The following is a 10,076-nucleotide window of genomic DNA, read 5'->3' as shown; positions in this document are numbered from 1 at the left end:
AGGCCCGCGCTTGCGTGTGAGAGGGGCGGGGCCTAGGTAGCGAGCATCATGGCTCGCTATCTGATCACGTCCGCGCTTCCTTACATCAACGGCATCAAGCACTTGGGCAACCTCGCCGGCTCGATGTTGCCGGCGGACATTCATGCGCGTTTCCGTCGTCTCCAGGGACACGAAGTTCTGTTCATTTGCGCGACCGACGAACACGGCACGCCGGCAGAGCTTGCCGCGGCCGAAGCCGGCCAGGACGTGCGCACTTATTGTGACGCGCAATACGAAGTGCAGAAGGCCGCGTGCGAGGGCTTCCGGCTCTCGTTCGACCATTTCGGCCGCTCGTCCAATCCGCCGAACCATCAGCTCACGCAGCATTTCGCCGAAGTGCTGGAGAAGAACGGGCTGATTGAAGAGCGCGTCACCAAGCAAATCTATTCGATCGACGACAAGCGCTTCCTGCCGGATCGCTACGTTGAAGGCGCCTGCCCGAATTGCGGCTTCGAACGCGCACGTGGCGACCAATGCGACAATTGCGGCACGCTGCTCGATCCGACCGAATTGAAGAACCCGCGTTCGAAGATTTCGGGCTCCTCTAATCTTGAAGCGCGGGACACGGCGCATCTCTTTTTGAAGCAGCCTTTGATGCAGGACCGCGTCCGCGCCTGGGTCGATCAGTCGACCGAATGGCCGTCGCTGGCGCGCTCGATTGCGTACAAATGGCTCGATGAAGGGTTGATCGACCGTTCGATTACGCGCGACCTCTCGTGGGGCATCAAAGTGATGAAGGACGGCAAGATCCGTCCCGGCTTTGAGAACAAGGTGTTCTACGTCTGGTTCGATGCGCCGATCCAATATATGGGCGCGAGCGTTGAGTGGTCACAGGCCAATGGCGGCGCTGATTGGGAGCGCTGGTGGCGCATTGATAAAGGCGCGCACGACGTCACCTATGTCGAATTCATGGGCAAGGATAACGTCGCCTTCCACACCGTGAGTTTCCCCGTGACGATCATGGGCTCAGGCGAGCCTTGGAAGCTGGTTGATCGCTTGAAGGCGTTCAATTGGGTCACGTGGTACGGCGGCAAATTCTCGACGTCCGAGAAGCGCGGCATCTTCATGGATCAAGCGTTGGAGCTGCTGCCGAGCGATTATTGGCGCTGGTATTTGATGGCGAATGCGCCCGAGAGCGCGGACGCAGCGTTCACGCTCGAGCAATTCCAGCAAACCATCAACGCTGACCTCGCCAACGTGTTCGGCAATTTCGTGAACCGCATCACGCGGTTCGCGGCGTCGAAGTTTGACTCGAAGGTGCCGGACGGCGGCGCATGGGGCGAGCACGAGGAAAAACTCGCCAACGAATTCGCCGAGCGTTTGGCTGCGCTGACGCAATTCCACGATCAAATGGAATTCCGCAAAGCCGCCGCCGAACTCCGCGCCATCTGGGTAGCGGGCAATGAGTATCTGCAAGTGTCGGCGCCTTGGACGGCGTTCAAAACCGATCCCGAGAAGGCAGCCGTCGGCGTCCGGACAGGCCTCAACGCCTGCGCGCTCTTCGCCATCCTCGCGCAGCCGTTCATTCCGGACGCTGCAAAGGTCGTTCTCGACGCGATTGGCGTGCCGGAGAAGACCCGCATGTGGCCGACGCCAGAAGATCGCGGCGTCTGGGACGCACTGCCGCGTGGACTGCAATTCACCCCGCCGGACGTGCTCTTCAAGAAGATTGAAGACGAAGATGTCGCCGCGTGGGCCGAACGCTTCGGGGGCGGGGCTTGAGCGTTACGGCCTCAGCTATGATCGCCAACGACTTGCTGGACGAGCGCATGCTGACGCAGGCGCGTGGCGTGCTCACCAAGACGGGGCGCTTGCACTTGCCCGGCGTGCTGCAGCCCTTGGCGGCGCAGGCGCTGTTGCAAGAAAGCGAGACGCTTGATTGGCGGCTCGTGTTTCAAGGCAAACAGGGCGGCTACGATCTAAAGAGCACGGATGTCGCCGCACTGGACGTCAGCAAGCGACACCAATTGCTGGGCCTGATCCATACGCAGGCGGCGAACGAGTTTCAGTATCTCTTCGACTCTTTCCGCGTGAGCGATGAGGTCGATGCCGGCCGCTATGTGAACGGGCAGATGGCGGATTTGTACCGCTGGCTCAATTCGGAGGCCGGCCTGCAATTTCTGCGCAAGCTCACGGGCGACGAGCGCTGTGCTTATGTGGACGCGCAAGCGACACGCTACCGGCCCGGCCACTTCCTCACGCAGCACGATGATCACGCCGAGGGCAAAGATCGCCTGTTTGCCTACGTGCTCAACCTGACACCGCAATGGATAGCCGATTGGGGCGGCCTGCTCATGTTTTTGACCGACGACGGGCACGTGGCCGAGGCTTACACCCCGCGCTGGAACGCTTTGAATATCCTCAAAGTCCCGCAGCCGCATGCTGTCAGTGTGGTGGCGCCGTTTGCGCGCGGCGCGCGGCACTCGATTACAGGTTGGATTCGGTCACGTCGGCCCTAAGGCCCGTCTGGACGACCCGGACTTTCCCTTTTACCAATTGCGAACCGGCCGATGGGGATGGCCGAGCAGGGGGCGTCGCATGGAACTTGTGGATCAGGCCGTCGCGTATCTGCGCGAGGGCTTCGCGAACATCAACAACCCGAAGGGCCTGCTGATAGCGCTCGCTGCGACGCTGTTTTTGGGCTCTTGGAAGCAATGGTTTCCGATCTCGCTTGTCGCGGTGATCGTGCACATCGCGATTGAGCAATTGGCGCCGGTGCTGGCCGGCAATGGCGGCGCGGTGGTGTTGCCAGATATCACGAGCGAGACGTTCTGGACGCGCGTGCTCGTTCTATTGCTCGGCTATTTGATTATTATCGGCGTCTTCTTCTTCGTGAAGCGCATGATCTTTCGCGGCGGTGGCGGCGGGCACTAAGCGCGGCCGCGGCGCGCTTCGTATAGGGCGACTGCAGCCGCTGCGGACACGTTCAAGCTTTCCATGACCGGCGCGATCGGAATGCGCGCGCGCTTTTCGCACGCTTCCGCAACGCCTGGGCGCAAGCCTTTGCCCTCTGCACCGAGCACGAGGGCCACGGGACGCTTGTCGTTCAGCGCCTCTTCCAGGCTGAGTTCCGCTTCGCCTTCCAGCGCCACTGTGACGTAACCAAGCGACCGCAGCGTTTCGATCGCACGGCCGAGATTCACGGCGCGCACGTGCGGCACAAGCTCTATGGCGCCGGCGGCGGCCTTGGCGAGCACGCCCGTCAGCGGCGGTGACTTACGATCTTGGAGCACGATTGCGCGCGCGCCGAAGGCGACGGCGGAACGGAAAGTCGCGCCTACGTTCTGAGGGTCGGTGACGCCGTCGAGCACCAGCACACTGCGACCGTCAGGTGGCCCGGCCGCCGCTTCCAGCGACACTGGCTCGAGCGGATGGGCGCGCACCGCCAAGCCCTGGTGCACGGCGCCTGGCGGCAACATTCCCTCGATCGCGTCGGGCTCAAGGATCTGCGGCCTGACGTTCTCGGGGAGGCGGGAAGCAGCGTTCTTGGTGGCGACGATACGCTCAATCCGGCGCGCTGGGTTCGCTATCGCCGCGAGCGAGGCGTGTACGCCCCACACCCAAGACGGGCCGCCAAACTCCTCCTCGAACTGCCGGCGCGGGAGCTTGTCTTCGGGAATGCCGTGGGCGGGACGTTGAGATGATGGAGGACGCTTGTTCACGAGCCGATACTTTCAAGACGCGGTCAGGGCGTCAGCCATCCGAAGCTCGCGAGTGGGAAACGTGATGCTCCTTCGCCGAGGCTACGGAGAGCATCCTACGCGCGGTTCGCGAGCGTAGGATGGTGGAAGGGGCTGGATTCGAACCAGCGTACGCTCGCGCGGGCAGATTTACAGTCTGCTGCCATTAACCACTCGGCCACCCTTCCAGCCGGAGCGCGGCTTCTAGCGGGCATGGCTCTGCTGTTCAAGCGCGCAAATACGGACTTTCTGACGCTGGCGCAGACGCCGCGAAGCCGCTATCTGCGGAGCCGCGCGGGTATAGCTCAATGGTAGAGCCGTAGCCTTCCAAGCTAAAGACGAGGGTTCGATTCCCTCTACCCGCTCCAACCCAACCGCCAAACGTCGCAGACGCTACGCTGACTAAATCGCGGGCGCCTACAAATCGCGACCACAAAAGTTTCATCCTGACATTGCGGTCATGGCCCCGATCACGAATAAGTGTGGCGGGGGAGCTGAGGGTCGGGGGAGGCGGTGATGCCGCTATCGAGAGCGATGCCTCGCATTTGGGTCGGCGCAGTCGCGCTGGCGGTGTTCTTGTGCGCCGCCGCGACCGCGTGGTCGCAATCCAGTACTGCGCGGATGCCGCGCGAAATCAGCAACGGCGCGCGCGAGATGGTGGTGCAGCGTGTAGAGCCGGAGATTTCGCAAGCCGAAATTTTTGCGGCGGTTCAAGCGCAGCTCGATCGCGAGACGATGTGCTTCCCGTGGCCGAGCGTCTGGCTCGATCCGGCGGAACGGCGCCGTGTCTTCATCGTGCGCTTCGACCTCATGGAGCGCGATTGGGGCGGCGAGGTCACGGCGCGCACGCGTGCGCGCCTCGCCGAATTTGTGGACATGGGCGTGCTCGTGGCGCGCGAGCAATCGGATATCGGCCCGGGTGTGATTGAATATCGCCTGACTAGATTAGGCGACGATCGCTTAGTTGGTTCACCTGCAAGCGGACGCATGTCTTTTTGTATGCCGTCCGAGCGGCGGGTGGTTGAAATTCTTGAAACGCAGTTCGGTAATTATCCGTGTGGCACGCTGCAAGTGCGCTTCCGCCACATCGCCGATGCGTGGCCGAGTTGGGCGCGGTCGCAGTCCATTCAAACGCGTGTGAACGATACCTGGGGCGCCATTGGCTCGCCCGGTGACGGCGCCGTGTCGATGAGCCGGCAATGGTTCGCTGGCGACCCAACCGACGGGCGCGAAAACGGCCAGATGCGGTCAGTGTGCTACGACACCGAAGCACGCGAAGTGCGCGGCGAAGATATGGAGCTCTATCCCGCCCTTCCCGCGCAATAGGGAGCCGCTCGAAAGCGGCTCCCATGCAGTTTACGGCGTCACGCGAATGCCGACGAACACGCTTGCCGGCGCGCCGGCGAAGCCGTTGACGGGCTCGTAGGTTTCATCGAGCACATTGTCGGCCGCGACGTAGAGTTTCACGTCGTCGCCCACAGCCCACGCCGCTGAAGCGCGCAGAATGTCGTACGCTTCTACTTCCGCTACGCCCGACCAGAAGCCGAGATCATTATAGACGGTGTCGAGACGTGAGCCGACTTGGCGCCACGAGATTTGGCCGCTGAGGGCGCCGTGTTCGGCGGCGAGTTCTGCGCTCCAAGCCTCTTCCGGGCGACGCTGCAGTGCGACATCCGTGTTTGCGTTCACCGCGTCCGTGTTGGCGTAGATCACGCGCGCCGTCAGCCAATCGGTGGGCCGCACGGCAATGCGCGCTTCGGCGTATTCGATTTCCGCTTCATCAATGTTGCCATAGGCGAAGCCGACAAAACCGATGAGATCTTCGATCTCACTGGCGCGATAGAGTGCGCCGAGTTCGAGGCCATCGCCCCGTCCAAACAAAGCAAAATGCGCGTCGCCGCCCACTTCCCATGTTTCCGCGCTTTCCGGATCGAGCGCGGCATTGCCGTAGAACGGCACGAAGCGTTCGAAGAGCGAGGGCGCGCGATACGACGTGCCGTACGACGCATAGACCCGACCGATATCGGCGAAAGGATATGCAACGCCGGCGCGCCATGTCGCCTCTTGGCCGAAGCCATCAAAATCATCCTGGCGCACAGCACCGGTGATGGCCAGCGGACCAAGCGCACCCTGTGCTGCTACATAAGCGCCCCAGTGCTCTTGCTCGCCGACAACCGATGAGCCGAAATTCACGGCGTCAATCGTCTCGTCTTCCGTTTGCGCGCCGAGCAATAGCGTCCAATCCGGCGCGATCGACCAGGTCGCAGTGAAGTCGGCGAAATCGCGATCTCCATGATATTCGTCGCCCGAGACGCCGGCATCGGTGATGACGCGATCCGTTTCCAGCGCGCCGCCGCTCAGACGCAGCGAAAGCGCATCGCTCAGCGCCCAAGTGGCGCCAAGGCGCCAGAGTGCGGTGTCGCTGGCGATCTCCGCTTCTGGGTTTTCGCCAATGTCGCCGAAGAAGCCTGGATCGAAGTCGACGTCCGCTTTGCGTTGGCGCAGCAGCAAATCAACACCAAGCGTGTCGGTGAGCGCGTAGTCGAACACGCCGGTGAGCGTGGTGATGGATGCGCCGTCTCCTTCGCCGGTGTGAACCGACATGCGCTCAGGCACGATGTCGTAGCCGTCGCTTGCATAGCCCTCAGCAGTCACAGCGTAGCGAAAATTGCCGAGTGCGCCGTCAGCGGCCGCGTTCGCGAGAAGGGTCTCGAACGAGCCGGTTGCGACTTCCAAGCGCGGGTTGAGCGCGCCCTCGCCGCCGCGGCGCGGCAGTATGTTGACGACGCCGCCGAGCGCGCCGGAGCCGTAGAGTGCCGAGAGGGGGCCCTGCACGACCTCGATGCGGCTGGCGTCGGCCAACGTGTCTTGGCCGGCGTCGAAGATGCTTTCCGGGGTAGACGGATCGTCGATGCGAACGCCATCGAACAACACAAGCGTGTGGTTCGATTCAAAGCCGCCGCTGAAGATTGAGGTTTGTTGACCAATCGGGCCAGTGCGCGGGGCTTGGACGCCAGGCACGCTGGCCAGCGCTTGGTCGAGTGCGATGTCGCCGCGTGCGCGGGCTTCGTCGGCGTCGATCACCGTGATTGCTGCCGGGAGACTTTCGATCGTGATCGGCGCTGGCGCGCCGGTGACGACGATCACGTCGTTCGAATCCTGCGCGTACGCGGGCAGGGTGGTGAGAGAAACGGCCGCCAACAGGGCAGCGCGGGTAGAATAAAGGCGCATAGGAGCGTCCCCTTTTTGCAGACACGCCTCGTCCCCAAGGGCGCGTCGAACAGCGACAAGCGGGGCGCCGGTTTAAGCGCGGGGCCGCCCGCGTCGCTGCTGCGGAGACTTCCGGTTCGACGGCTGATCCCGGCCGGGCGAACGAGCGACGTGCGGCGGCAGGTCTCCTGGCTCGCGGGTCATTGCGGCTTCGCCGCCTTCCCAGCCGTTTCGGGGCCAGTGGCGTGAGGCGAAGCGCTCACCGCTTACAGTTGCGGGCACAGCCGTGGATTGGGGGCGAACCCCGGCACCACGTTCCCTCTTAGCGTCCCGTGTGGGACGACCATCGCGGGTGCAGCAATAACCGCGTTAGAACGGCGCGCCAAGGCGTTAGAGGGCTTGACGCCCGTGTTGATGCGGCTAAAGACGCGCACCTTACGCGCGCGCTTTGGCTGGGCCTTAGCGCCCATCAGCATTTTGCACGCCGGAGAGACAGGACCTTACAATGGCCAAGGAAAAGTTTGAGCGGAACAAGCCGCACTGCAACATCGGTACGATTGGCCACGTCGATCACGGCAAGACGACGCTGACGGCCGCCATCACGATGGTTCTGGCCAAGAAGGGCGGCGCCAAGGCTATGGCGTATGCCGACATCGACGCCGCGCCGGAAGAAAAGGCCCGCGGAATCACCATCAACACCGCACACGTCGAATACGAGACGGCTGACCGTCACTATGCGCACGTCGATTGCCCCGGCCACGCCGACTACGTGAAAAACATGATCACGGGCGCCGCCCAGATGGACGGCGCGATCCTCGTCGTGTCCGCCGCTGACGGCCCGATGCCGCAAACGCGCGAGCACATCCTGCTCGCCCGTCAGGTCGGCGTGCCGGCCCTCGTGGTGTTCATGAACAAGGTCGACATGGTCGACGACGCCGAACTCCTCGACCTCGTCGAAATGGAAGTCCGCGAACTTCTCTCGTCATACGACTTCCCTGGCGACGACATTCCGATCGTGAAGGGCTCGGCCCTGGCTGCGGTCGAAGGCCGCGATCCCGCGATCGGCGAAGACGCCATCATGAACCTCATGACGGCTGTCGATACCTACATCCCGCAGCCGGAGCGTCCGGTTGACCAGCCGTTCCTGATGCCGGTCGAAGACGTGTTCTCGATCTCGGGCCGTGGTACGGTCGTCACCGGCCGCGTCGAAAAGGGCATTGTGAAGGTTGGCGATGAAATCGAGATCATCGGCATTCGCCCGACCGTGAAGTCGACCTGCACGGGCGTCGAAATGTTCCGCAAGCTGCTCGACCAGGGCCAAGCCGGCGACAACATCGGCGCGCTGCTGCGCGGTATCGACCGTGAAGGCGTTGAACGCGGCCAGGTTCTGGCCAAGCCGGGCTCGATCACGCCGCACAAGAAGTTCGAAGCGGAAATCTACGTGCTGACGAAGGAAGAAGGCGGCCGTCACACGCCGTTCTTCACGAACTATCGTCCGCAATTCTATTTCCGCACCACCGACGTGACCGGCATCGTTCAGCTGCCGAGCGGCGTCGAAATGGTCATGCCGGGCGATAACGTGAAGATCACGGTTGAGCTGATCACCCCGATCGCCATGGACCAAGGCCTCCGCTTCGCTATCCGCGAAGGCGGCCGTACGGTCGGTTCGGGCGTTGTGGCCAAGATCACCGAGTAATCTTTCCCCGCATGGGAAATACGGAAGGGCCGCTCCTCGGAGCGGCCCTTTTGCTTTTGGGCCGCATCTAAGCGGCTTTGCCGCGGCATCTTTGAAGTGCGGGTTGGATCGGAGAATGCATCATGCGTTTGATCATGACCGCCGCTTTGGCGCTTTGTCTCAGTTCGCCCAGCGTCTGGGCCGATACGTTGGACAAATCCAAGTCCGCGCCTGCGAGCGCCCGTATTGAGGCTTTGACCTCGACGCCGACGCCCGCGGCGCAAGACCCGCTCAATGTGCAGCGTCAGGTGCTGGCCGACTTCAATCGAGACATCGAAGCGCGGCTCCGGGCCCGTCGGCTAGCTGCAAACTAAGCGGGACGATAGTGTCGCCGGCGTGCATCCGACGCGCCAGCTAGGCGCATCTTTCATGACATAGGACGCACGCGCGAGAGCGCGAGGGAGAGGCTTATGGAGCGTTTCGTATTCGTCGTCGCGATCGTGATCGCGGTGTTTTTCGGTATCAAAGCGCTGGTCGGCGCCAACGATTGGGGCATCCACATCGAGACCGACGAGGGCGGCACGGCCGAAATCGCCTCGACTGAGGCCGGACGCCTGGAGCCCGAAGTGTTCGTGGGCTCTTCCCTGCGCCTTCGTCACACACTGGCCCGCGTCGTGGTAACCCCAGAGGACCGCGCGGATTTCCAGATTGAGATCACGAACCCCGGCGGTGTGCCGATGCCGACGGTCGAAGTGAACGGCGACCAGGTCACCATTAACGGCCATCTGCGCGGCCGCATCAGTAATTGCCGCGAAGACGGCGCCGCCGAGCTTCGCGGTTACGACCCGATCACCCCCGATAACCTGCCGATCATCAACATCCGCACCCCGCGCGCGCTCGTTATGGAGCGTGGCGGCGCTGGCACGACCGAGATTGCTGCAGCGGAAAGCGTCAATTTCGACCTTATGGGCTGCGGCTCGGCCAACATTGCTGATGTCTCGGGCGAGCTTGAGCTCGACCTGGCGGGCTCGGGGGCGGTAACCACTGGCGCCGCGCGGACGCTCAACCTCGACATGGCGGGTGCGGGCGATGTCACCGTCGGCGCCATCGGGGAGTACGCCCAGATCGATATCGCGGGCGCTGGGGACGTCACCGTCGCCTCGCTCACGGGCTCGCTGAACGCTGATTCTGCCGGGGCCGGAAACATCACCATCCAGGGTGGCGCCATCACGGTTGCGGAGGTCGATATGGCGGGCGCTGGCGATGTGAATATCGCCGCACCCGTGCAGACCTTGAACGTCTCCATGGTCGGCGCGGGCGATCTCGACGTGGCCAATACTGTTGGCGACATTAATGCTGATATTGCAGGCGTTGGCGTGGTTTCTGCGCGCGCGGTTACCGGCACGATCACCAAAGATGTCATGGGTCCGGGCGATGTGCGTGTGGGGCAGTGACAGAAGCGCAAAACGCGC

General features: G+C 63.0%; 9 protein-coding genes, 2 tRNA genes and 1 riboswitch. Of the genes, 8 read left to right on the top strand and 3 right to left on the bottom strand.

The genetic code is table 11. The annotated features are described in order from the left end of the window. Window positions 1-48 precede the first annotated feature (48 nt). The 3 genes from metG to EPJ54_RS03440 all read left to right on the top strand — a co-directional run bounded on the left by metG (window position 49) and on the right by EPJ54_RS03440 (window position 2,913). Window positions 49-1,761: a methionine--tRNA ligase gene (metG, locus tag EPJ54_RS03450; RefSeq protein ID WP_135210261.1), complete on the top strand. Its 1,713-nt coding sequence runs from the start codon at window positions 49-51 to the stop codon at window positions 1,759-1,761. Continuing rightward, on the top strand, window positions 1,758-2,498 hold the full coding sequence (locus EPJ54_RS03445; protein WP_135210260.1) for a 2OG-Fe(II) oxygenase: 741 nt from the start codon (window positions 1,758-1,760) through the stop codon (window positions 2,496-2,498). Before metG ends, EPJ54_RS03445 begins: the two co-directional genes overlap by 4 nt. 79 nt (window positions 2,499-2,577) lie before the next feature. Further along, window positions 2,578-2,913 carry a hypothetical protein gene (locus EPJ54_RS03440; protein WP_135210259.1) on the top strand — a complete coding sequence of 112 codons (336 nt, stop codon included), beginning with the start codon at window positions 2,578-2,580 and terminating at the stop codon, window positions 2,911-2,913. On the opposite strand, the gene EPJ54_RS03435 is transcribed toward EPJ54_RS03440, so the two are convergent. Both EPJ54_RS03435 and EPJ54_RS03430 read right to left on the bottom strand, forming a co-directional pair. Then, window positions 2,910-3,701: a TrmH family RNA methyltransferase gene (locus EPJ54_RS03435; RefSeq protein WP_135210258.1), complete on the bottom strand. Its 792-nt coding sequence runs from the start codon at window positions 3,699-3,701 to the stop codon at window positions 2,910-2,912. The genes EPJ54_RS03440 and EPJ54_RS03435 overlap by 4 nt on opposite strands. A gap of 120 nt (window positions 3,702-3,821) precedes the next feature. Then, window positions 3,822-3,907, bottom strand: a tRNA-Tyr gene (locus EPJ54_RS03430). 106 nt (window positions 3,908-4,013) lie between these two features. Here EPJ54_RS03430 and EPJ54_RS03425 point away from each other — a divergent pair. After that, window positions 4,014-4,087: transfer RNA gene (locus tag EPJ54_RS03425), tRNA-Gly, on the top strand. Window positions 4,088-4,235: 148 nt separating this feature from the next. Continuing rightward, window positions 4,236-5,045 (top strand): hypothetical protein, encoded by an 810-nt coding sequence (locus EPJ54_RS03420; RefSeq protein ID WP_167755550.1) that lies wholly within the window; start codon window positions 4,236-4,238, stop codon window positions 5,043-5,045. A 30-nt stretch (window positions 5,046-5,075) separates the two neighbouring features. On the opposite strand, the gene EPJ54_RS03415 is transcribed toward EPJ54_RS03420, so the two are convergent. Further along, the gene (locus EPJ54_RS03415; RefSeq protein ID WP_135210256.1) at window positions 5,076-6,950 is read right to left on the bottom strand and encodes a TonB-dependent receptor domain-containing protein; all 1,875 of its coding nucleotides are present in this window, start codon (window positions 6,948-6,950) and stop codon (window positions 5,076-5,078) included. Window positions 6,951-7,090: 140 nt separating this feature from the next. Continuing rightward, window positions 7,091-7,292: riboswitch (cobalamin riboswitch) on the bottom strand. Window positions 7,293-7,434: 142 nt separating this feature from the next. Between EPJ54_RS03415 and tuf the strand changes: the two genes are divergently transcribed. The 3 genes from tuf to EPJ54_RS03400 all read left to right on the top strand — a co-directional run bounded on the left by tuf (window position 7,435) and on the right by EPJ54_RS03400 (window position 10,058). Beyond that, window positions 7,435-8,625 carry an elongation factor Tu gene (tuf, locus tag EPJ54_RS03410; RefSeq protein ID WP_135210255.1) on the top strand — a complete coding sequence of 397 codons (1,191 nt, stop codon included), beginning with the start codon at window positions 7,435-7,437 and terminating at the stop codon, window positions 8,623-8,625. 122 nt (window positions 8,626-8,747) lie between these two features. Continuing rightward, window positions 8,748-8,978, top strand: a complete 231-nt coding sequence (locus EPJ54_RS03405; protein WP_135210254.1) for a hypothetical protein — start codon at window positions 8,748-8,750, stop codon at window positions 8,976-8,978. Window positions 8,979-9,074: 96 nt separating this feature from the next. Next, the gene (locus tag EPJ54_RS03400) at window positions 9,075-10,058 is read left to right on the top strand and encodes a GIN domain-containing protein (RefSeq protein WP_135210253.1); all 984 of its coding nucleotides are present in this window, start codon (window positions 9,075-9,077) and stop codon (window positions 10,056-10,058) included. The last annotated feature ends 18 nt before the right edge of the window (window positions 10,059-10,076 follow it).

The organism is Vitreimonas flagellata (assembly GCF_004634425.1).
Classification (GTDB): domain Bacteria; phylum Pseudomonadota; class Alphaproteobacteria; order Caulobacterales; family Aquidulcibacteraceae; genus Vitreimonas; species Vitreimonas flagellata.
This window is presented reverse-complemented; position numbering and strand designations above follow the sequence as displayed.

Excerpts from the sequence above, each read along its gene's own strand:
- metG (WP_135210261.1), top strand. The coding sequence starts at position 49 with ATGGCTCGCTATCTGATCACGTCCGCGCTTCCTTACATCAACGGCATC.
- EPJ54_RS03440 (WP_135210259.1), top strand. The coding sequence starts at position 2,578 with ATGGAACTTGTGGATCAGGCCGTCGCGTATCTGCGCGAGGGCTTCGCG.
- EPJ54_RS03420 (WP_167755550.1), top strand. The coding sequence starts at position 4,236 with ATGCCGCTATCGAGAGCGATGCCTCGCATTTGGGTCGGCGCAGTCGCG.
- EPJ54_RS03415 (WP_135210256.1), bottom strand. The coding sequence starts at position 6,950 with ATGCGCCTTTATTCTACCCGCGCTGCCCTGTTGGCGGCCGTTTCTCTC.
- tuf (WP_135210255.1), top strand. The coding sequence starts at position 7,435 with ATGGCCAAGGAAAAGTTTGAGCGGAACAAGCCGCACTGCAACATCGGT.
- EPJ54_RS03405 (WP_135210254.1), top strand. The coding sequence starts at position 8,748 with ATGCGTTTGATCATGACCGCCGCTTTGGCGCTTTGTCTCAGTTCGCCC.
- EPJ54_RS03400 (WP_135210253.1), top strand. The coding sequence starts at position 9,075 with ATGGAGCGTTTCGTATTCGTCGTCGCGATCGTGATCGCGGTGTTTTTC.